Raw genomic sequence first — 24,739 nt, forward strand, 5'->3', positions numbered from 1 at the left:
AACGCAAGCCATTTATGAAATATCAATAGACCCTAAGATTGATCTATTTTATAAAGATAAACTTTAGAGTAATATTTTTATTCTCATAATATGATTTTTGTCTGTAAAATTGAGCACCACAATTTTAAGAAGTTGACTTATTCAACCATCACGCAAAACCCCCAAAAAAGTGATTAAGCTGATGTTCAGTTTATATCCTTAAAATGCACTGATGTTTTGACAAGTCCAAGTAAGCTAGGAATATGCGATGACTGAAGCGCAAACGACGAATGCCTCTCCAAACGATGAAAATGAAGCGCAAGCGGATTTGGAAGCCAAACAAAAACGTAAAAAAATGCTGAAGATTTTTGCCATTATTGTTGTCGCAGCAGCAATTCTATATGCAATTTGGGCTTTAGTATTTAGCAATACTGTGGAAACAGACAATGCCTATGTTGGTGCTGAAACTGCTGAAATTACTTCAATGGTCAGTGGTCAGGTGGCTGAAGTTTTAGTGAGTGATACACAGCAAGTCAAGAAAGGCGATGTTTTGGCAATTATTGATAATCGTGATGCTAAAATTGCGGTTGCAGAAGCCGAAGCAGCGTTAACTAAGGCAAAGCGCCAATACACGCAAAGTTCTGCAAATAGCAGTTCATTGTCCTCGCAAATTTTGGTGAGTACAGACGATATTAATAGTGCTAAAGCGCAAGTAGCACAAGCCGAAGTCGCATATCAGCAAGCGCAACAAGAATTTGCTCGCCGTCAGCAATTAAGTGCAACAGGTGCAATATCGAAGGAAGAATTTAGCAAAGCACAAAGTGCTTTAAATAATGCTAAAGCCAGCGTTGATGTAGCAAAAGCGGCGCTTGCCCAAACTGAATCAAAACGAAAAGCAGCGCAAAGTAACTTAGATGCCAATGAAGCATTAATTCGTGGTACCTCACAAAGTTCAACACCTGATGTATTGGTAGCTCAAGCAAAACTTGATCAAGCGCTTTTAGATTTACAACGGACTGAAATTAAAGCACCGCTAGACGGAATTGTTGCGCGACGTAGCATTCAAATTGGGCAACGTGTGGCGCCTGGTGCAAGTTTAATGAAAATCGTGCCAATAGCTGATCTGTATGTCGATGCAAACTTTAAAGAAAGCCAGTTAAAGAATGTCAAAGTCGGTCAAAAGGCAACTTTAACCTCTGATCTATATGGTAAGGATGTTGAATATCACGGTACAGTGATTGGCTTTTCTGGAGGCACTGGTTCTGCATTTGCTTTGATTCCTGCACAAAATGCGACAGGTAACTGGATTAAAGTGGTTCAGCGTTTACCAGTGCGTATCAAACTTGATCCTAAAGAATTGGCTGAACATCCATTACGTGTGGGTTTGTCCATGAATGCTGAGGTCGATACCTCATCAGCGAAGTAATCGCTTATGAATACAGCAACATTTCAAAATGAGCTGAAAGGCGGGCGTTTACTCCTCGCTGCATTCTTTTTAGCACTTGCCAATTTTATGGTCGTGTTGGACATGACCATTGCCAATGTTTCTGTACCACATATTACGGGAAGTTTAGCAGTTTCAAGTTCACAGGGAACTTGGGTCATTACTTCGTATGCTGTTGCGGAAGCCATCTGTGTGCCTTTAACGGGCTGGTTGGCTGGGCGCTTTGGTGCTGTTCGGGTATTTACCATCAGTTTGATCGGTTTCACCACATTTTCCATTCTGTGTGGTTTATCCAATAGTTTGGCAATGCTGGTGATCTGTCGTATTGGGCAAGGCTTATTTGGTGGTCCAATCATGCCATTGAGCCAAACGCTGCTCATGCGTATTTTTCCGCCTGAAAAGCATTCGCAAGCAATGGGTATGTGGGCAATGACCACAGTGGTTGGTCCAATTTTAGGTCCAATTCTGGGTGGAACAATCAGTGATAATTGGTCTTGGCACTGGATTTTCTTTATCAATATTCCTGTAGGTGTAATCTGTGCTTTGGGTGTCATGCGTTTGATGAAAACAGCAGAAACCCCGATTGCAAAATTACCTATTGATACCATTGGCTTAACTTTGCTGATTATCTGGATTGGTGCATTGCAGCTCATGCTAGATTTAGGGCATGAACGGGACTGGTTCAATAATACCTTTATTTGTATTTTGGCTGTGATTTTGGTGGTTGGATTTATTGCCTTTTTCATTTGGGAATATTATGAAAAACATCCCATCGTCAACATACAGATTTTCCGATACCGTGGTTTTACCATTGCCACAATATCGCTGGCTTTCGCCTTTGCAGCATTCTTTGGCAGTATTGTATTGATTCCACAATGGTTACAGATCAACTTGGGCTATACCGCTTCTTGGGCAGGTTATCTCACTGCAACGATGGGCTTCGGTAGTTTGATGATGTCACCGATTGTGGCGAAAATGGCAACCAAATATGATCCAAGAGCATTGTCGAGTTTTGGTTTGATGATTTTGGGTGGCGTGACCTTGATGCGTTCATTTTGGACCACGGATGCAGATTTTATGGCATTGGCTTGGCCACAGATTATTCAAGGTTTTGCTGTGCCGTTCTTCTTTATTCCTTTGTCCAACATTGCCTTGGGTGTGGTTCGTCCAGATGAAGTTGCTTCTGCTGCGGGTTTAATGAACTTTATGCGAACGATGGCAGGGGCGATAGGTGCCTCTCTGGCTGTGACGATTTGGGATGATCATACCAAGTTGGCACGGGGTGAAATCGTTTCAACCATGCATGTCGAAGAAACCCAGCGTAATCTGGTCAATAGTGGTTTTAGCCCAGAAATGGCTTTGGGTACGATTTCCAACTTGGTGGATAAGGAAGCTTTAACACTTTCTGTCAATCATGTGTTTTTGATTTTTGCGATGGTATTTATCTTTGCAGGGTTAATTATTTGGTTATGCCCTAAACCGAAAGGTAATGTGGGCGCAGGGCATGCCCATTAAATTTTAAGTGTTATTGAAAGCCTGCTGAAAAGCGGGCTTTTTTATAGATATTCTTTATGTTTAGTCGATAGATAGCCTGTATTTTATCTATTGATCAAGATCAGGGTATAATACACAGATTGTGTACTGCGATGAGGAATATGTATGAAGCCTGAATTCCAACAAGGAAAAATTAAACAATACGATGCTGAAAGAGGCTTTGGATTTATTGGTGGGCTTGAGCAGGATATTTTCTTCCATATTTCTGATTTTCCGCTTGCTGAGGGAGAACCAAAGCGTAACGAGCGAGTTAAATTTATCGTAGTTGAAAATAACGGTAAGTTGAAAGCCGCTAAAATCGAACGGGTAGAAGACCAGTCCGCCAAGGCTAAAAAGACGAGAGTTGTTGAGAACAATAAGTCGATTACCAATACTTTGTTGTCTAATTTTAGAAAGTAATCGCTGTTGAAAATTGGGGGGCATTTGATTTAAATGCCTTTGGTTTTTTAAGATTTTGACTTGAGTTATTTTAAGATATTGACCTGATCAAAATCATCTAGTGTCGTTTGTTGATTGAACATTCGACTGTTATATTTATATGAATCAGATAGTTTCAAACGTTTTGAATATTGAGTCTGCTTTTCTCCATAATATTGATGATATTCAAGAGTAATCGAGTCATCAGCTATAGTAGGATTGATAAAAATAATTCCTTTTCGGTTACTATTGGCTCTGATCGATGAATTATCCTCGCTGAAATAGATATTTTCACTAGCAATATAGGCAAATTGATGATTTTGTTTAATAAATATTTCATACATTGAAAAGTCTTTTGTGTTGTTTAAGGGATAAAAAAACACCATCTTTTAACAGTGTAATCAATTTATTTTTACTTGATCCCTTTTCTTTGATGTTATTGATGAGTCTTATATTGATTTGAATTTCAGGGTCTATGTCTTGATGAGCTAGAGTCGAAAAACTTAAAGTCGGTTCTTTTTGCATGGTTATTCTTGCCTTAGTTTCTAGGAAGATGATGATAATAATCGCAATTAATATTATAAAAATGCAGATTTTCAGCTCTTTATTGATAATTATCTGTGAACCACCTGCCATGACCTTTCCATTTTATTTATCTGATTTAAATTTTATATTAAGTTTAATTTAACTATTTGGTAATTAAAAGCATAGAATAAAAATCACGTTATTGTTTTTCCTATTAAATTTTCATTGTACTATGTTGCTAGAAAAGTAGCGTAATTACTTATTTAAATAGAATAATATTGCGAATTTCAAGATAATGCTGGATCTACAATTTCCTTTCAGTAATCTATCCTACGTATTATTGAAAATAGGATTTATTGTTTAAATTCCTAAGATCATCTGATAAGGTTTAAATCCATCCAATACGGCATTAGCAACCAAATGAATAAATGGTTCAGTGTGATTATTCGCCATCCATTGATCTAAAGCTTCATAATAAGCTAATCGATTTTCTACAGTAATTACACTTGGTGGATAACCAGATTTAAGCAATTCAAGATTCATCAATAATCGAGATGTACGTCCATTTCCATCAACAAAAGGATGGATCGCTACAAAATCTGCATGGACTTTGGCTGCTCGTTCAATAGGATGCAATTTTTGACAATCACGATTATACCAATCAATAAACTGAGTCATTTTATCATTGAGCAATGTATGGTCTGGTGGAAGCGCCGTAGCCCCTGAGATTAATACATTTTGTTGGCGATATTGCCCAGCATTTTCATCATCAATATTTTTCAAAATGAGTTGATGAATATTACGAATTTGCCATTCCGAAAAGGGTTCTTGACTTTTGATAATATCTTCAACATACAAAATCGCATTACGATGATTGATTGCTTCAAAATGCTCCCTTAATGCTTTACCACCGATCGTAATTCCCTCAAGTACAACCTTTGTTTCTAACAGAGTTAAGGTATTACCCTCAATGGCATTGGAGTGATAAGTCCAACGTAAAACGAGGTCTTCGTGTAGATTTTTAACAATCGTAGGAGAAAGAGGTCGATGTTGATCCAATTTAGCTTTTAAATCATCAATGATCTCAAACATGTTTTATCTCTACAGGCGCAATAAAATGATCATACATGAAAAAATGATGGCTATAAAATCTAACAGTTACGGTATTAGGAGTAAATTTATCGTAGAAATGAATCTAGTTATTTAAATTATTTCTAAATTTTTTTATCATTATAAAATTCAAATACTTAAAACTTAATTGTAATATTGTATCAAGAATTATAAATCTATTTTTTTAAAAGAGAGAAGAATATTAATTCGCCTGATTTATATACAAGCCCCCTTTGGAAAAAGGGGACTTGTGGGGGGATTCTATAACACTGAACCTAAGAAACTGAATCATCCAAATTCGGAGCTAACCAACGTTTCGCTTCATCCAAAGTCCAGTTCTTACGCTTTGCATAATCCTCTAGCTGATCTAATGCAATTTTACCGACATTAAAGTATTCAGATTGAGGATTCGCATAATAGAAACCACTCACACTTGAAGGTGGCCACATTGCAAAACTGCTGGTCAATTGGGTACCAATCTTATCAGTCGTACCTAACCAATCAAACAAAGATGCTTTTTCAGAATGCTCAGGACAAGCAGGGTAGCCCGGTGCAGGACGAATACCGACATACTTTTCTTTAATCAATTCTTCATTTGAGAGTTGTTCATCAGCCTGATAGCCCCAGAACTCTTTACGAATACGTTCATGCAAATGTTCAGCAAATGCTTCAGCAAAACGATCACCTAAGGACTGAGCAAGAATGGCAGAGTAATCATCCCCTTTGGCTTTGTACTCATGTGCCATTTCTTCTGCGCCAAAAATTGAAACGGTGAAACCACCCAAGTAGTCTTCAGCTTGTGCTTTGGTTGCCACAAAATCCGCCAACGATAAATTAGGTTTCCCGGTCACTTTGTCAGACTGTTGACGGATATGATGGAAAGTATGGGTGGTATTTGCACCAGACTCATCATAGACTTCAACTGAGTCCGCTGCTGAACGATTGGCAGGATAAATTCCAAATACAGCACGCGCATCAAAGCGTTTATTTTCAATAATGTCTTTGAGCATCGCTTGTGCTTGATTATACAAATCAGTCGCAGCTTCACCGACCACTTCATCTTGTAAAATTTTCGGGAATTTGCCTGCCAAGCTCCATGAAATAAAGAACGGCGTCCAGTCAAAGTAATCGACTAATTTTTCAAGCGGGTAGTTGGTGATGGTTTGTAGACCGATAAAGTTTGGTTTTACTGGTGGATGAGCCGCAAAATCAATTTTTAACCCATTCTCAATCGATTCAGCATAAGACAACTTGGCAGCTTTGGGCTGTTTGTTGGCAATACGCTCGCGTACTTTTTCATATTCAGCACGATGTTCTGCGACAAATGCCGGCTTCATTTCTTTGGATAATAATGTTGTCGCAACACCAACTGCACGAGAGGCGTCGGCAACATAAATCACTGCATCATTTGAATATTGTGGATCAATTTTTACCGCAGTATGTGCTTTCGATGTTGTTGCACCACCAATCAACAATGGAATCTTAAATCCCTTACGTTGCATTTCTTTAGCGACAAATACCATTTCATCTAAAGAAGGAGTAATTAAGCCAGATAAGCCGATAATATCAACTTTTTCATCAATCGCGGTTTGTAGAATTTTTTCGCAAGGGACCATAACACCAAGGTCAACAATGTCATAACCATTACAGCCAAGCACCACGCCCACAATATTTTTACCAATATCATGAACATCGCCTTTTACTGTTGCCATCAACACTTTTCCTTTAGATTGGCTTCCTGTTTTTTCAGCTTCAATGTACGGGTTTAGCCATGCAACAGCTTGTTTCATGACACGTGCAGATTTTACAACTTGCGGTAAGAACATCTTACCTGAACCAAATAAATCTCCAACAACGTTCATACCGTCCATCAATGGACCTTCGATCACGTCCAACGGGCGTTTTGATTTTAAACGAGCTTCTTCGGTATCTTCATCAATAAAAGTGGTGATGCCTTTAACAAGCGCATATTCAAGGCGCTTTTCAACAGTTTCATTACGCCACTCAAGATTTTCAACTTGTTTTTGAGCAGCACTTTGACCACGGTATTGTTCTGCAACTTCGAGCAGTTTCTCAGTTGCATCTTGACCACTTGCTCCCTGATTTTGGTTGAGAATCACATCTTCAACCGCATCTTTTAATTCTTTTGGAATATCATCATAAATTGCCATTTGACCGGCATTTACGATTCCCATGGTCATGCCTTGTTGAATAGCATGATATAAGAATACAGAGTGAATGGCTTCACGCACAGGTTCATTGCCACGGAACGAGAATGAAACGTTTGAAACACCGCCAGAAATCATGGCATGAGGCAAGTTTTGTTTAATCCAACCGGTGGCTTCAATAAAGTCCACAGCGTAGTTATTGTGTTCTTCAATCCCTGTTGCAACAGCAAATACGTTCGGGTCAAAAATAATGTCTTCAGCAGGAAAGCCGACTTCATTGACCAATACATCATAAGAACGTTTACAGATTTCACGCTTACGTGCAGCTGTATCCGCCTGACCTGTTTCGTCAAATGCCATGACAATAATCGCAGCACCATATTGACGGCATAGGCGTGCTTTATGCACAAACTCGTCATAACCTTCTTTTAAAGAAATCGAGTTTACAACAGGCTTACCTTGAACACATTTTAATCCTGCTTCAATGATTTCCCATTTTGATGAGTCAATCATGATTGGAACTTTGGATATTTCAGGCTCGGATGCAACCAGATTTAAAAAATGCACCATTGCATTTTCCGAATCCAACATTCCTTCATCCATATTAATGTCAATGATTTGAGCACCTGCAACCACTTGCTGTAAAGCAACGTCGAGTGCCTCTGCAAAGTTTTCTTCACGAATTAAACGTAAGAATTTTTTAGAACCTGTGACGTTGGTACGTTCACCGACATTGACAAATAAGGAGTCATCGTAAATGTTGAATGGCTCTAAACCACTTAAACGACAAGCAGGTTTAGTTTCTGGAATTTGGCGAGGTTTGATGTCTTTTACGGCATGATAAATCGCACGAATATGATCTGGTGTGGTACCACAACAGCCACCAGTGATATTAATCAAACCACTTTCAGCAAACTCTTTTAAAAATGCAGCAGTTTGTTCTGGCGTTTCATCATAACCACCGAAAGCATTGGGTAAACCTGCATTGGGATGCGCTGAGACAAAAACATCTGCAACATCTGAAACAGTTTTGACATGCGGACGCATGGCATCTGCACCCAAAGCACAGTTAAAGCCAATTGATAATAAGTCACCGTGGCGCACAGAGTTCCAAAAAGCTTCTGCTGTTTGTCCTGTCAGTGTACGACCTGAAGCATCTGTGATGGTTCCTGAAATCATCAATGGCAGTTCATGACCAAGTTGTTTAAATACCTCTTTTACTGCAAAAATTGCAGCCTTACAGTTCAAGGTATCAAATACAGTTTCGATCAGAATAATATCTGCACCGCCCTCAATAAGCGCATGTGTAGCTTCGATATAATTGTCTTTAAGCTCATCAAAGGTAATGTTACGAAAAGCAGGATCATTCACATTGGGCGAGATAGAGCAGGTACGTGATGTAGGACCTAATACACCTGCGACAAAACGTGGTTTATCTGGTGTTGAGTATTTTAAACATGCTTGTTTGGCAATACGCGCAGCTTCACGGTTGATCTCAGGGACCAAGTCTTCCATATGATAGTCAGACATGGATACACGTGTACCATTAAAGCTGTTGGTTTCAATAATGTCTGCACCAGCGTCCAAGTATGCTTCATGAATCCCTTGGATAATGTCAGGCTGTGTCAGCACCAAAAGATCGTTATTGCCCTTGAGATCAGATGCCCAATCTGCAAAACGCTCACCTCGATAATCTGCTTCTTCCAGTTTATGGCGTTGGATCATGGTTCCCATCGCACCATCAATTATGAGAATACGTTGGGCAAGAAGCTCTTTTAACGTGGTAAGCGTAGACATTCAAACTCTCAATAAAATCGGATTTTAAAAATAGCGCTATGTTATCAGAATGTAGCGCGGCAAGGTATTCATCTTTGTCGATATGGATGATTTGAAAAATGAATGAATTTGATTAATTTTCAACTAAAAACAAAGTTCAGTTTGGAAAGTAAATATAAAAACAAAATAATGATTTTAATCACATTATTTTAATGAAAGTGTGATTTTTTTAAATTTATTTTTGTGGCAAAAATTATAAACTTGCTCAATGAATCACAAAATAATAAATGTGTTACATCTAAAATATAATCGATGATAAATGACGATAATTATCAAACCAAAATATTAAAAAGTTGATGATTCTCAAAGAAGCTTTGGAAAATAGAAAATCATTGCTGATCAAACAAAAGTTGGTTTTTTACTTTAAAAAGTGTACCAAAAAGTCAAATATTCATTCCAAAAAATCAATCATTTTCAGGTATGGCTGATTTTTTCGCATACGTTAGTAAAAGCATTGCAATGCCAATAAATAATGTTAACTATTACTCAGAACTATTCTAAAAACTTACGGTAATTATCAATGAATAAGACATATAAAGTTGTTTGGAACGAATCATTAGGCACATGGTGTGCAATTTCTGAAACTTCAAAGGTTCGTGGCAAACGCTCTTCTGGGAAAGCAATTGTTGCAAGTGCGGTAATCGTCGCTTCCACCATGTCAGGTGTGACATTCGCTGCTGATAATTATGTCAGTGTTAATGATGGTGGTGTACAGAGCGGAAACTACAATAATGATGGTGCTGGTGTTGATGGCTCTGTTGCGATTGGTCCAGATTCGAGTAGCTCGGGTGCTTCAGGTGTCGCGATTGGTAACAATGCTGATGTTCATGGTTTTCAAGGTGTGGCAATAGGCAATAATGCGCAAGCAGGTTATCAAAGTATGGCATTGGGTCATGATGCTATAGCAACTGCATTTAACAGTATGGCTTTGGGTGGGAATTCGATTGCTTATACAGATGGTACCGCTTTAGGACAGGGAACTTATGCTAATAAGTTAGCCACAGCAATGGGCAATGGCTCTTTAGCAGTTGGGTTGGAAAGTACAGCTTATGGCTATAGTGCGCTTGCTGGTACAGATTCGTTTAGTCAACCATCAGCAGGTACAGACCCAGATACGATTGGGAAAGCTTATGCCACTGCAATGGGTTCGAGAGCGAAAGCATCTGCTCAAGGATCGACAGCGATTGGTGCAGGGAGTGTCGCTGAGGTCGAGAGTGGTGTTGCGCTAGGCAGTAGCTCTGTTGCCAATACAGCCGCTGGTGTTGTAGGTTATATTCCTACTGGTGCAAATCAAGCCCAGTTATCAGCCATCAATGCAACTCAATCGACATTGGGTGCAGTCAGTGTGGGAAGTGCAGGCAATACACGTCAAATTACCAATGTTGCCGCTGGTACAGTAGATACAGATGTAGTCAACCTTGCACAACTGAAAGCCGTTGAAACCCATTATGTCAGTGTCAATGATGGGGGTACGCAAGGTGCCAACTACAATAATGATGGGGCAAAAGGGACTAATAGTCTGGCGATTGGTGTAGGAACGAAAGCCACTGGAAATGATGCGATTGCTGTAGGGACAGGCTCTCAAGCGCTAAAATCAGGTGCGGTTGCAATTGGTTTAAATGCTGTCGCTGACCATAATGTAGTTAATCAATATACTTACAACACCGTAGCAATCGGTACCAATGTTCGAACCAATGGAATCAGTAATGTTGTCATGGGACTAAACAGCAGTACTGCTGGAAATGCTTCTGTGGCGATTGGAGCTGGTAATAACGCTACAAATGACTTTTCTGTTGCGATGGGGCTGAATAATACGGCTGATGGTATACGTAACACAGCAATTGGTAATCAAAACAATATACAGGGCAGCCAAAATCTTGCAGTAGGAAATGGTAATAACATTCAGGGTGATTATGCCACTAATGTAATGGGGCAAGGAAATACTGTTTCAGGTCCGTATACCAATGTTTTTGGTTCAAGTAATAACGTTTTGGGATTGACTAACTTTGTTGCTGGAGGAGGGAACTCTGTAAATGCAGAGCACAGTGCTGTCGCAGGACAAGCGAATGAGGTTTATGGGCCTCTTAATGTTGTTACAGGATTGTCGAATAAAAGCACATTGGGTTATTCTATTTTATTGGGGAGAAATAATATTGTTGAAGCTCATCACGCTACAGCGATTGGTATTGATAATGTAATCAATGGCAGAAGGTCGAATGCGCTTGGTGCAGTTAACCAAGTCAATGGCAGCGAAAGTAGTGTGGTTGGCAATGACAATATTGTTGCAAATGATAATACGCATGTACTCGGTAATAAAGTAACAACAACTCAATCCAACAGCGTTGTATTGGGTAATGCATCGACTGACCGAGCAGCAACCACAGTAGATAAAGTTACAATCAATGGTGAAGACTATACTGTTGCAGGAGCTGGCTCTGTCGCAAAAGGTATCGTCAGTGTTGGTAAAGCAGGCGCTGAACGGCAAATCATTAATGTGGCAGCAGGTGAAGTTAGTGCAACAAGTACAGATGCGGTGAATGGTTCACAACTCTTCGCGACCAATAAAGCCATTGCAGATAGTCAAACCCATTATGTCAGTATTAATGACGGTGGTACGCAAAGTGGTAACTACAATAATGATGGGGCAAAAGGGACTAATAGTCTGGCGATTGGTGTGAATTCAAGTGCAACAGGTTCCAATAGTCTGGCGATTGGTGTGAATTCAAGTGCATCAGGAACCAATAGTATCGCAATGGGTGTAGGGAACCAAATGGAAGCTGAAGGTAATATTTCTTTTGGTAATGGGAATATTGCTAAGGGTGGGAATGGATCACAGGCTGTTGGAGAAGGTAATAATATTAATGGATGGGCTTCTGCTGCTTTTGGACGATACAATGAAGTTAATGGTAGTGAGTCCCTTGCTGCAGGTAGTGTTAATAAAGTAACGGGTGATTCTAATACTGTAGTTGGTCGAGGAAATAATGTTGGGGGGGGGAATGGCTCTTCCGTTTTTGGGGATGGTAATAATGTTCAAGGGTGGGGTGCCGGTGCTTTTGGACGTTACAATGAAGTTAGTGGAAGTGAAGTCTTTGCCCTAGGTAGTGTTAATAAAGTAACGGGTAGTCGTAATATTGCAGTTGGTCGAGCAAATAATGTTGGAAGTGGGGATGGCTCTTCAGCTTTTGGGGATGCTAATAATGTTCATGGATGGGGTTCTGGAGCTTTGGGAGGGAGTAATATAGTTGGTGGTAATGAATCCTACACAATAGGTAATACAAATAACGTTCAAGCTTATTATAGCATGGCACTAGGGCGTCATAACAAAATCAATAATGGATATAGTTATGTTGTTGGTGACAGCAATATTGTTAATGGTTCTGGTGTTGGCATACTTGGAAATAATAATACTGTAGCTCAAAATGATACTTATGTATTGGGTAGCGGTATTACAACTACTCAAGACAACAGTGTGATTCTAGGGAATGCATCAACTGACCGTGCAGCAACCACAGTAGATAAAGTTACAATCAATGGTGAAGACTATACTGTTGTAGGAGCTGGCTCTGTGGCAAATGGTATCGTCAGTGTTGGTAAAGCAGGTGCTGAACGACAAATCATCAATGTGGCAGCAGGTGAAGTGAGTGCAACCAGTACCGATGCAGTCAACGGTTCACAACTCTTTGCGACCAATAAAGCCATTGCAGATAGTCAAACCCATTATGTCAGTGTCAATGACGATGGAATACAAGGTGGAAACTACAATAATGATGGGGCGCAAGGGAAAAATTCTTTAGCGTTGGGCGTGGGTGCTAAAGCAACGGGTGAAAATGCAATTGCGATTGGTAATGTGACTACTGATGCAGCAAATAGTATTGCCATTGGGAATAATAATGTTTTAAGTAATACTGCTGGTGCAAGTACAGTCATTGGTAGCAATAACAATGTAACGGGCAATGAAGCCGTGGCTTTGGGTTCAAACAACACTGTAAAAGATTTCTCAGGTGTCGCGGTGGGTAGTTATAACCGTGCATTCGGTTATCGTTCTATTACGGTTGGTGCAGAAAACCAAACAGATGGTCAGTGGTCATCAGCAATTGGTCTTTGGAATACAGCTGGAGGGGAGCGTGCCACGGCTTTAGGTGCAAATAATAAGATTTTAGGTCGTCGTGCCTTGGGTGTCGGTGTTGTCAATGAAATCTCAAGTGCCAGTGAATATAGCTCAGCAATTGGTGCTTTTAATAAAATTACGGATAGCACCAAATCTTTAGCGGCTGGATTTAGTAATACTATCACTGGTGGTGATAACAACAATGTTTTAGGGAATGAAAATCAGCTCAATAACGCCAAAAATTCAACAGCAATTGGAAATAAAAATATCGTTGCTCAAGACAATACCCAAGTTCTTGGTAACAATGTTACAACGACCCAAGCCAATAGTGTGATTCTCGGGAATGCATCAACAGATCGTGCTGCAACTGCTGAATCAAAAGTCAGCATCAATGGTCAGGACTATGCCTTTGCGGGTGTAGGCTCAGCTAGTAATGGTGTTGTGAGTGTAGGTAAAGCAGGCGCTGAACGTCAAATCATCAATGTGGCGGCAGGAAAAGTCAGCAGTGACAGTACCGATGCAGTGAATGGTTCACAACTTTATGCTACTAATCAAGCCATCGCAGACAGTAAAACCCACTATATCAGCGTCAATGACGATGGAACACAAGGCGGAAACTACAATAATGATGGGGCGATTGGTAAAAACTCAATTGCAATTGGTGTAGCCTCAAAAGCAGAGAACGAAAATAGTGTTGCCCTTGGGACTAACGCTGTTTCAAACTATGGTGGTATTGCAATCGGGAGTGGAGTTAAAGCCTCTAATGGTGGTTCAACGGTTATAGGTAGCAATAGTGTTGCTTTAGCAAATAATGCACATGTTATTGGTACAAATAACCGTTCTGAGCAACAAAATAGTAGCATTTTAGGGAATGAAAATCAGATATTGACCTCAAGTGGTACAAGCCTTGCCATTGGAAACAACAATATATTAACCAGTGGTGGTGCAGCAACTTTAGGATTTGGTAACCAAGTTTCAGGCGCTAGCACGCTTGCGCTTGGTACTGGTAATAATGTGACAAATATGAATACTACAGCGGTTGGAATCGGAAATCAGATTTCAGGAAATGGCAGTATTGCATTGGGAACAGATAACACTGTTCAAAGTGATTCATCTGGGATTTTAGGTAGATATAATCAAGTTAATAAAGGTAGTGTAGCCTATGTTCTTGGACAGGCAAATAATGTTAGTGGTAGCTCTTCTGCTATAGTGGGTATCAGTAATATTGTTGCAAACAACAATACCTTTGTATTAGGTAATCAAGTTACTACTACTCAAGATAATAGCGTCATATTAGGAAATGAATCGACAGATCGTGCTGCAACTGCTGAGTCAAAAGTCAGCATTAATGGTCAAGATTATGCCTTTGCTGGTGTTGGCTCAGTTGCCAATGGTGTGGTCAGTGTCGGTAAAGCAGGCGCTGAACGTCAAATCATCAATGTGGCTGCAGGAAAAGTCAGCAGTGACAGTACTGATGCAGTGAATGGTTCACAACTTTATGCCACCAATCAAGCGATTACCGAAGTTGGAAAATCGGCAGCGGCAGCAAAAACTGAAGTTGTAGAAGGTGACAACATTGTTGTGACCGAAACCCAAGGTAAAAATGGTCAAAGTGTTTACAACGTTGCAACTGCGAAAGAAGTGAGTTTTAACAAGACTACAGTAGGTACAGTGATCACCGACAGCGCAACAGGTAAAATCACAGGTTTGACTGCGGGTGAAGTGAGTGCGACCAGTACAGATGCGATAAATGGTTCACAACTTTATGCGACTAATCAAGCCATTGCAGACAGTAAAACCCATTATGTCAGCATCAATGATGATGGTGTGCAAGCAGATAACTACAACAATGACGGTGCAACTGGTAAAAATGCACTGGCAGTCGGTGTAGGGAGTAAAGCAGCAGGTGAAAATGCTTTAGTGATTGGTTATAACAACAATGTTGCACAAGATAAAACGGTTGCATTAGGTAGTTCGATCACCACCACTCAAGCCAACAGTGTTGTATTAGGCAATGAATCTACAGATCGAGCAGCGACTTCTGAGTCAAAAGTCAGCATCAATGGTCAAGATTATGCCTTTGCGGGTGTAGGATCAGCTAACAATGGTGTGGTCAGTGTCGGTAAAGCAGGCGCTGAACGTCAAATCATCAATGTGGCGGCAGGAAAAGTCAGCAGTGACAGTACCGATGCAGTGAATGGTTCACAACTTTATGCAACCAATCAAGCGATTACAGAAGTTGGAAAATCGGCAGCGGCAGCAAAAACCGAAGTTATACAGGGTGACAACATTGTTGTGACCGAAACCCAAGGTAAAAATGGTCAAAGTGTTTACAACGTTGCAACTGCGAAAGAAGTGAGTTTTAACAAGACTACAGTGGGTACGGTGATCACCGACAGCGCAACAGGTAAAATTACAGGTTTGACTGCGGGTGAAGTGAGTGCGACCAGTACAGATGCGATAAATGGTTCACAACTTTATGCGACTAATCAAGCCATCGCAGACAGTAAAACCCATTATGTCAGCGTCAATGATGATGGTGTACAAGCAGATAACTACAACAATGACGGTGCAACTGGTAAAAATGCACTGGCAGTCGGTGTAGGGAGTAAAGCAGCAGGTGAAAATGCTGTAGTGATTGGTTATAACAACAATGTTGCACAAGATAAAACGGTTGCATTAGGTAGTTCGATCACCACCACTCAAGCCAATAGTGTGGTAATCGGAAATGAATCCGCAGATCGTGCGGCTACTTCCGAATCTAAAGTGACCATTCTTGGTCAGGACTATGCCTTTGCCGGTGTAGGCTCTGCGAGTAATGGTGTGGTCAGTGTCGGTAAAGTCGGCGGTGAACGTCAAATCATCAATGTTGCAGCGGGGCAACTCAGTGCAACCAGTACCGATGCAGTCAATGGTTCACAACTCTATGCGACCAATCAGGCAATTTCATCATTACAAGGTCAAGTGGGTGGCGCAAAAAGTACTGTAACTGAAGGCAAAAATACCACCATCACTAAAACCACCAATGCAGATGGTTCAACTGATTACCAAGTCGCAACCAAAGATGATGTGAGCTTTGACTCAGTCACCGTAGGTAACATCAAAGCAGATGCGCAAACAAATAAGATCACTGGTTTGGCTGATGGTGAAGTGAGTGCAACGTCCAATGAAGCTGTTAATGGTAGCCAACTCCATGGGACTGCTGAAAGTGTTGCCAATGTTTTGGGTGGCAATGCAAAAGTTAATGCAGATGGTACTGTCAGCACCAGCAATATCGGCAACACAGGTAAAGACAATGTGCATGATGCCATTGCTTCATTACAAGGGCAGGTAGCAGGTTCTAAGACCAGTGTCTCTGCGGGTAAAAATACTGTGGTGAACAGTAGTACCAATGCAGATGGATCAAATAATTATCAAGTGGCTTTGGCAGATGACATTAACTTGAACTCGGTGACTGCAAATCAAGTTACAGCCAATCAGGTAAAAGCAGACCAAGTGATTGCCAATCAAGTCATGGCAAATCAGGTGAATGTCGGTAAAGTGACTATTGATGGGACCAGTAATAAAGTCAGTGGTTTAGCCAATGGTACGATTAGCAAAGACTCTACAGATGCGATTAATGGTTCACAACTGCACCAAACCAATAGCAATGTTGCACAGTACCTCGGCGGTGGCTCAACATTGAACCAAGATGGCTCAATCAAAGCGCCAACCTATAATGTAGCGGGTGGAAGCTATAATAATGTAGGGGATGCATTGGGTGCAGTCGATACACGTGTTAGCAACCTTGAACAAGCATTCTACAACACCAACAAAAATGTAGATGATTTACGCAACGATACCTATGCAGGGATTGCAGGTGCAATGGCTGTGGGTAATTTACCGCAACCGACTGAAGCGGGTATGAGCATGATGAGTGCAGGGCTTTCAGGTTATCGCGGTGAAACAGCCGTTGCAGTGGGTATTAGTGCGATTAGCGACAGCAACAAGATCATTTGGAAAATGGGGGCGTCTGCAGACAGTCGTAGCAATATCGGCGGTGCTGTATCGGTAGGCTACCAATGGAAATAATCTAAACAGGAAGTTTTGATTTCAGCATTTTTCATGTGACTCTCTTAAAACTTAGTCCCTCCGGGGACTGAGTTTTTTATAGTTATATTTTTCGAGTCTAAGCGAAAGTTGGCTTTAAATTTGCACCTTTATATTTTGTATAACGCTAAATTGTATTGTCGAAATTTAAGCAAAGCTTATTCAAAAATAGTGTTTGTTTTTTCATCAAATTGTCACAAATATCGCAGATACTGAGTGAAAATATTGGTCACCTGTCATATTTGACGGAAATATTACAAATATTATTTCAGGGTGAAATGTAAAAATTTAATCAAATTAATTTTATTTAATTATTTTAAATCATTGAATAAAATAAATAAAAATATAGATTGAGTCGCAAGTATTGCGAAATACTGAAGTGAAAAAAGTAAAAAATTCACTTCATTGGGGAGCTATTTGTCATATAATTGTCACAATTTAATTGAACAATAAGCGCATTCTAATATTCGCTTACCTTCTGCATGAATTCGAATTTACCTCCCGTCTCAGATTCTGCATCATCGTCTCAAGCTGCTAAATCGACGAATGTGCATGTACCTACACCGAAGTTTTTTATGCCGGTGTTTCTGACGATTATTATTGCAACCTTGATTTATATCGGGGTGCAAGTTAGTGCAGATTTAGCACATGTTCCACCTTTAAGTCTTTATTCAGTCATTCTTTTAGCGACTGCTTTATTCATTGCTTTAGGCTTTGAGTTTGTAAATGGTTTTCACGATACTGCCAATGCTGTGGCTACCGTGATTTATACCAACGCCTTACCTGCACCAGTTGCAGTGATGTGGGCAGGTTTCTGTAATTTTCTTGGGGTCATGGTTGCAAGTGGTGCTGTTGCATACGGGATTATTGCATTACTTCCTGTTGAATTAATCATGAATGTGGGGAGTGGTGCTGGCTTTGCAATGGTTTTTGCAATGCTCATTGCTGCAATTCTCTGGAATCTAGGAACTTGGTTTTTAGGGATTCCTGCATCGAGTTCCCATACTTTGATTGGTTCAATTTTAGGTGTGGGAATCATGAACTACATTTTGCACGCATCCAGTGGTGCAAGCGGTGTAGACATGGATCAGGTCATTAAAGTCGGCAAAGCATTGTTGTTTTCTCCTTTAATTGGTTTTGCTTTTGCAGCAGTGGTCTTCCTGATTGTTAAAAAGCTGTTTAAAAAGCAACTTGAATTGTTCCAACCACCAGAAGGCAATAAACCGCCACCACCTTTGATCCGTGCGATTCTTATTTTTACCTGTACAGGGGTAAGTTTTGCGCATGGTTCAAATGATGGTCAAAAAGGTATGGGACTGATCATGTTGATTTTGATTGGTATTGTGCCTTTGGCTTATTCTTTAAACCGTGGTTTGGATCAACAACATTTGCAGTCATTTTCACAATTGTCTAGTCAAACCGCGACAGCAATTTATGCAGAACACGCTGATATTCCAGATGAGCAAGCACGTGCAACGATCACGAAGTTTATTCAAACCAAAGAGTTAAACCCTGCGGTTGTTCCTGCTCTAGCAAGTTTGACCGATCATTTGGGTGAGCGTGTAGGTCAGTTTGGAAATCTTCAGGATATTCCAGAAGCTGAAGTATCATCTTTACGTAATGATATGTACTTAAGTACAACGGCATTTAAACGTTTAGATAAAGCCGATCAACTTCCAAAAATGGATGAAGCTCAAGCTAAAGTTGTAAAAGATTACCGTAAGAATCTCGATTCATTCTTACAATATATTCCAAACTGGGTAAAAGTTGCTGTTGCCTTGGCTTTAGGTCTAGGTACGATGGTGGGTTGGAAGCGTATTGTGGTGACTGTGGGTGAACGTATCGGTAAGCATCATATGACATATGGTCAGGGCATGTCTGCTGAACTGGTAGCAATGTCAACGATTGCTGCTGCTGATGGTTTTGGTTTGCCTGTATCAACAACCCATGTCCTGAATAGTGCGGTTGCCGGAACGATGGTTGCCAACAAATCTGGCTTAAATTTTGCGACTGTCAAAACCATTCTTTCTGCTTGGATCTTTACTTTACCTGCAACTATTTGTTTATCAGGTGGATTGTTCTGGTTATTGTTAAAAGTCTTTAATTAAAAGCAGTCGTATTGATTTTTCTGAAAAAGAATGTTGGCTGTCTTGGCATTTAAAATATTTAAAAGTGTACTTCGGTACACTTTTTTTTCGAATGATGTATGCGTTTTTGCAATGCGAATAACACAATTTCACCATTGAAAAAAACTTTTAAAATAACTATGGTGTGGCAGTAAATCACACTTGAGAAAAATGAGCATGTATTTAAGAAAAGCACTGTATGCTGCTGTGTTATTTGGAATGTCTTTACCTGTTTTGGCTCAGGGAATTGTATTAAATAATCAAGATATCCGTACAGATTTAAACTGGTTAAATCAACAAGGTGTGATTCAAATCAGCACTTCAACTTGGCCAATGAGTGGTGATGAAATTCAACGTGCATTATCTCAAGCGAAGATTTCGAACAACACACAACAAAAAGTTATTGATTCAATTCAAAATGCATTAAAAGCTGATAATCAAACAGCAAAACTGGGTTTATTTGCAGAAACAGATCAGAAAAATATTCCGCAAGCTTTTGGCGATCGTGAAAAAGCACAATATGTTGGGTCACTTGAGTTTAATGGTGGTGGTGAAAACTGGGATGCCAAGCTGCGTGTGAATGGCGAAAAAGATCCTCAGATTGACAATCGCCGTGATGTCAATGTTGAAGGCTCATACATTGCTGGAAAATTGTGGAATCAATGGGTGATTGCAGGTCAAATTCCAACTTATTGGGGACCTGGGCATGATGGAAGTTTGATTCGTGGTGATGCCAGCCGTCCAGTCTACGGTTTTACCGCGCAACGCGCTGAACAAAAAGCTTTTGAATCTAAATGGTTATCTTGGATTGGACCTTGGCAATATCAAGCTTTTGCTGGACAGTTAGAAGATTATAAAGCCGTGCCTGATGCTAAGCTTTTAGGATTCCGTTTGACAGCTCAGCCTTTACCTTATTTAGAATTAGGGGCTTCGCGTATTTTGCAATGGGGCGGTGACGGACGTCCAGAAAGTTGGAGCTCACTTTGGAATGCAATCAAAGGGAATGATAACTTTGAAAACGGTGATGAAGATAAATCCAATCAAATCGCAGGCTTTGATGCTCGTTTAAACCTTCAATCCTTATTAAATGTTCCAGTCAGTTTTTATGGGCAATATGTGGGTGAAGATGAAGCAGGATTTTTGCCTTCTAAGAAAATGTATTTAGCAGGCGTAGACTACTCTACAAGTTTTAAAAATATGCCGGTTCAGTTTTATGCTGAATGGGCTGATACAACCACGAATGGTGATCCACTCGGAATTTCTTATAGTCATCGAATCTATGGAGATGGTTATTATCAGCAAGGTTTCCCACTTGGACATGCAATGGGTGGGGATGGAGAAATGATTTCCGTAGGTGGTAATATTCGCTTTGATGTGATGAACCGTTTATCTGGACGTGTAATCTATGCCAAAGTAAATCAATCTGCTGGAATATTTGGCGATCATGAAATCAATCTCGCATTTCTAGAAAAGGATAAGATTAAAGCTCTAGATTTAACATGGACGCATTATATTAAACCGACCATGCCTTTAAAAATTAATGGCTGGGTCAGCGATTCGGATGTACACGGCAACGATGCTGGTGCTTCTGTAGGAATTGAAATTCCTTTAGATAAATCGATATTGGGGCATTAATTTATCTTGATTTGAACTGTATACCATTGGTTCTTGAGGTATACAGTTCAATAAGTTGAATAAACCCATAATCTGATCAAGCTAATGCTTTTTTATATTGAATAAACCCTGTTTTAGTTGCAATACGATCATATAAATATTGAGCAGTGATATTAGATGCTTGAGTTAGCCAATAGATGCGATCAAATTTTCCAGTACAGACCTGATAACAATGCTCAATTAATTGCTGGGCTAAACCTTGATTTCTAAATTGTTCTTTGATGAAAAGATCCTGTAAATAACAATAGGGTAAATTCGTCCACATGCTTGGATGAGAAATCAAATGTACAAAGCCAACCACCTGACCATTTACTTTGATGGCAAAGCCAAACATATCCGTTTGATCAGGATTTGTGATTCGCTTCCAAGATAATCTTATTTGTTCGTCGTTCATCTGTGCATTATAAAATCTTAAATAGCCTTGCCAAAGGGGGAGCCATTGCTCAAAGTGAACTTCTTCTAAGGCAATAATTTGTGTAGACATCGCGATCTCATATTTTTTTGCTTATGATGTTTTTATATATGAATATAAAAAAACAAGCAAAAGGGTTAGCGTGTAAATCACTATAATGAATATAAATTTTAATATGTGTAATAAGTACACGTTTTTGTGAGCTGGTGCTGTCAATGCCTATATCTGAGGAAAGACTTACTCATCTTAAACAGCTTGAAGCTGAGAGTATTCATATTATCCGTGAAGTTGCTGCTGAGTTTGAAAATCCAGTGATGCTTTACTCAATTGGTAAAGACTCAGCTGTCATGCTGCATCTTGCTTTAAAAGCATTCTATCCTGCAAAACTTCCTTTCCCACTGTTGCATGTCGATACAGGTTGGAAGTTTAAGGACATGATCAAATTCCGTGACAACATGGCAAAAGAACACGGTTTTGACCTGATTGTGCATCAAAACAAAGAAGGTAAAGATGCTGGCGTAAATCCATTTGATTATGGTAGTTCAAAATATACCGATATTATGAAAACCCAAGGTTTAAAGCAGGCTTTGGATAAATACCAGTTTGATGCGGCATTTGGTGGCGCGCGTCGTGATGAAGAAAAGTCACGCGCGAAAGAACGTGTTTATTCTTTCCGTGATTCGAAACATCGTTGGGACCCTAAAAACCAACGCCCAGAACTTTGGAATCTTTATAACGGTAAAGTCAATAAAGGTGAAAGTATCCGCGTTTTCCCATTGTCAAACTGGACAGAGTTAGACATTTGGCAATATATCTATCAAGAAAGTATTCCTTTGGTGCCACTATATTTGGCTGCTGAACGTCCAGTGGTTGAACGTAGTGGTACGCTGATCATGGTGGATGATGAGCGTATGCGCTTAAAAGAAGGTGAAGTTCCACAAATGAAATCGGTACGTTTCCGTACTTTAGGCTGTTATCCATTAACAGGTGCAGTTGAATCAACTGCAACAACATTGCCCGAAATTATTCAAGAAATGCTTCTAGCGACGAGCTCAGAGCGTCAAGGTCGTATGATTGATCATGATGAGGCTGGTTCGATGGAGAAGAAAAAGCAAGAAGGCTATTTCTAAGTATTTTTATATGAATCTCCCCCTAACCCCTCTTTATAAAAGAGGGGGAACTCCAGCAAGAAAATGGAGGATTTGGGAGGATTTAAAAATATAGCAACCGATTTCAAAATATTGTGGAGCTTTGAGCAATGTCTCATCAATCAGAATTGATTAGCCAAGATATCTTGGCATATTTAAAACAGCATGAAAATAAAGACTTACTGCGCTTTTTAACATGCGGTAATGTGGATGATGGTAAATCAACGTTAATTGGTCGTTTGCTTTACGACTCAAAATTGATTTACGAAGATCAATTACAAGCCGTGACACGCGACTCTAAAAAAGTAGGCACAACAGGTGATGCACCAGACTTGGCATTGCTTGTTGACGGTCTACAAGCGGAACGTGAGCAGGGAATTACCATTGATGTGGCTTACCGTTATTTCTCAACGGAAAAACGTAAGTTCATCATTGCCGATACACCTGGGCATGAGCAATACACGCGTAATATGGCAACAGGTGCATCGACTGCTGACCTTGCGATCATTTTGATCGATGCTCGCTATGGTGTACAAACGCAAACTCGCCGTCATACTTTTATTGCAAGCCTTTTAGGGATTCGCAATATTGTGGTTGCAATTAACAAAATGGACTTGGTTGAGTTTTCTGAAGCACGTTTCAATGAAATTCAAGTTGAGTACAACAATTTCGTTAATCAATTGGGTGATCGTAAACCTGCCAATATCATCTTCTCGCCAATTTCAGCGTTGAACGGTGATAATGTTGTGAACAAATCAACGAATACGCCGTGGTATCAAGGTCAAACTTTGATGGAAACGTTGGAAACGGTTGAAATTAGCCATGACGTTAGCAAACATGAATTTCGTTTCCCTGTGCAATACGTCAATCGCCCCAATCTCGACTTCCGTGGTTTCTGCGGTACGATTGCATTAGGAGAAGTGAAGGTTGGCGATGAAATTGTAGCTTTACCTTCAGGCAAGAAATCAACAGTGAAAGAAATTGTCACTTTTGATGGTAATTTAACACATGCAATTGCTGGTCAAGCAGTGACTTTGACCTTGAATGATGAAATCGATATTTCTCGTGGTAATGTTTTGGTCAAAGCAGGCGAGCAACCGCTCATTTCACGTTCTGCTCGTGCGACGGTCGTATGGATGACTGACCAGCCTTTAGTTTTAGGCAAACTTTATAATGTGAAGTTCGGTACACAAACGATTCCTGCGAAAGTTGCAAAAATTAACTATCGTACCAATGTGAATACCTTGGAAAAAATTCAAGTTGAACAGCTTGATTTAAATGCGATTGCTGATGTAACGATCGAGTTTGATGCGCCTGTTGTATTTGATCGTTATCATGACAGTCGTTATACAGGTTCATTCATTTTTATTGATCGTTTAAGCAACGTCACTGTCGGTGCGGGTATGGTCGAAGCGGCAGTTGAGTGGACTGCACATAATGAGCCTGTGACTGCTGAAGCACGTGCTGCACGTTTAGGTCAAAAACCAGCGGTTGTTGCAGTATCTGCACAAGCACTTGAAAATGCACAAGCACTCGAAAGCTTGTTGATTCAGCAAGGTGTTGTTGCGATTGCAAAAGCAGGGCTATCAAGTGATCAAGTTAGTTTACTCCGTCAAACAGGTGTTGTGGTGGTGACTGATGTTGAACAAGGTGCTGATGTAGCATTTGCTCAAGAAGCAGTTGAAGAATTGGCTGAGAAAATTGTGGAATTGGTTCGCCTTTAATTGTTTAAATATATTTAAATAGACCCGCCTTATGGCGGGTCTATTTTTGAAAGAAATGATAGTGAGTACGCTTAATACAGAGAACAAGCTTTATCTAGAATAGCTGTTCTTATATCAATCAATATTATTCACTTAATATCAATGAATGAGTTTTTGCTTTTTTCATCAGCCAATTTTATCTCATGTCGTTATCACTGTTGGCGGCATGGATGTCGCCATTGCTCAAGGGTGATATGGATATCTCCTTTGACTTGAGCAAAAACAGAACATTGATTCGATTAATTTAGAAATTGTATTTACTGTATAAGTTTTTAATAGATTGGTTATACTGATCATGTCATTGAACAAATAATATGATCATCATATAAGCACCGCTATGAAATCGAATAAAAACAGAGTAAGTACAGTAAAAATTAAAAAAATTA

At 39.9% G+C, this 24,739-nt stretch carries 13 protein-coding genes; 8 read left to right on the top strand and 5 right to left on the bottom strand.

Annotated elements, in window-relative coordinates; all coding sequences use genetic code 11:
- Positions 1-247 precede the first annotated feature (247 nt).
- The 3 genes from AAV97_RS05610 to AAV97_RS05620 all read left to right on the top strand — a co-directional run bounded on the left by AAV97_RS05610 (position 248) and on the right by AAV97_RS05620 (position 3,376).
- Positions 248-1,405, top strand: a complete 1,158-nt coding sequence (locus AAV97_RS05610; RefSeq protein WP_004827975.1) for an HlyD family efflux transporter periplasmic adaptor subunit — start codon at positions 248-250, stop codon at positions 1,403-1,405.
- A 6-nt stretch (positions 1,406-1,411) separates the two neighbouring features.
- Complete coding sequence (locus tag AAV97_RS05615) at positions 1,412-2,938, top strand: DHA2 family efflux MFS transporter permease subunit (protein ID WP_046760053.1); 1,527 nt, start codon at positions 1,412-1,414, stop codon at positions 2,936-2,938.
- 144 nt (positions 2,939-3,082) lie between these two features.
- Positions 3,083-3,376 (top strand): cold-shock protein, encoded by a 294-nt coding sequence (locus tag AAV97_RS05620; RefSeq protein WP_042090153.1) that lies wholly within the window; start codon positions 3,083-3,085, stop codon positions 3,374-3,376.
- 65 nt (positions 3,377-3,441) lie between these two features.
- On the opposite strand, the gene AAV97_RS21365 is transcribed toward AAV97_RS05620, so the two are convergent.
- From AAV97_RS21365 to metH, 4 genes are all read right to left on the bottom strand, one after another.
- Entirely contained in the window at positions 3,442-3,738 is a 297-nt protein-coding gene (locus AAV97_RS21365) for a hypothetical protein (RefSeq protein ID WP_228136513.1), read from the bottom strand.
- On the bottom strand, positions 3,731-4,030 hold the full coding sequence (locus tag AAV97_RS21370) for a hypothetical protein (RefSeq protein ID WP_228136514.1): 300 nt from the start codon (positions 4,028-4,030) through the stop codon (positions 3,731-3,733). Before AAV97_RS21370 ends, AAV97_RS21365 begins: the two co-directional genes overlap by 8 nt.
- Positions 4,031-4,279: 249 nt before the next feature.
- Positions 4,280-5,011, bottom strand: coding sequence for a Fic family protein (locus tag AAV97_RS05630; RefSeq protein WP_046760054.1), 732 nt, complete (start codon positions 5,009-5,011; stop codon positions 4,280-4,282).
- 293 nt (positions 5,012-5,304) lie between these two features.
- Positions 5,305-8,994 (bottom strand): methionine synthase, encoded by a 3,690-nt coding sequence (gene metH / locus AAV97_RS05635; RefSeq protein WP_046760055.1) that lies wholly within the window; start codon positions 8,992-8,994, stop codon positions 5,305-5,307.
- 559 nt (positions 8,995-9,553) lie between these two features.
- Between metH and AAV97_RS05640 the strand changes: the two genes are divergently transcribed.
- The 3 genes from AAV97_RS05640 (at position 9,554) to AAV97_RS05650 (ending at position 20,991) form a co-directional block, all read left to right on the top strand.
- Entirely contained in the window at positions 9,554-17,212 is a 7,659-nt protein-coding gene (locus tag AAV97_RS05640; RefSeq protein WP_081409722.1) for a YadA-like family protein, read from the top strand.
- A 500-nt stretch (positions 17,213-17,712) separates the two neighbouring features.
- On the top strand, positions 17,713-19,338 hold the full coding sequence (locus AAV97_RS05645; RefSeq protein ID WP_005030866.1) for an inorganic phosphate transporter: 1,626 nt from the start codon (positions 17,713-17,715) through the stop codon (positions 19,336-19,338).
- Positions 19,339-19,533: 195 nt separating this feature from the next.
- Complete coding sequence (locus AAV97_RS05650) at positions 19,534-20,991, top strand: capsule assembly Wzi family protein (protein ID WP_046760056.1); 1,458 nt, start codon at positions 19,534-19,536, stop codon at positions 20,989-20,991.
- Between the two features lie 76 nt (positions 20,992-21,067).
- Here the strand turns inward: AAV97_RS05650 and AAV97_RS05655 are convergent, their stop codons facing one another.
- A complete protein-coding gene (locus AAV97_RS05655; RefSeq protein WP_005030864.1) occupies positions 21,068-21,514 on the bottom strand; it encodes a GNAT family N-acetyltransferase in 447 nt (148 codons plus the stop codon).
- A gap of 149 nt (positions 21,515-21,663) precedes the next feature.
- Between AAV97_RS05655 and cysD the strand changes: the two genes are divergently transcribed.
- Complete coding sequence (cysD, locus tag AAV97_RS05660) at positions 21,664-22,572, top strand: sulfate adenylyltransferase subunit CysD (protein WP_026040334.1); 909 nt, start codon at positions 21,664-21,666, stop codon at positions 22,570-22,572.
- A gap of 128 nt (positions 22,573-22,700) precedes the next feature.
- The gene (gene cysN / locus AAV97_RS05665; RefSeq protein ID WP_009585805.1) at positions 22,701-24,314 is read left to right on the top strand and encodes a sulfate adenylyltransferase subunit CysN; all 1,614 of its coding nucleotides are present in this window, start codon (positions 22,701-22,703) and stop codon (positions 24,312-24,314) included.
- Positions 24,315-24,739: the final 425 nt, after the last annotated feature.

This window comes from Acinetobacter sp. Ag2, from assembly GCF_001005515.1.
Taxonomy (GTDB): Bacteria; Pseudomonadota; Gammaproteobacteria; order Pseudomonadales; family Moraxellaceae; genus Acinetobacter; species Acinetobacter bereziniae.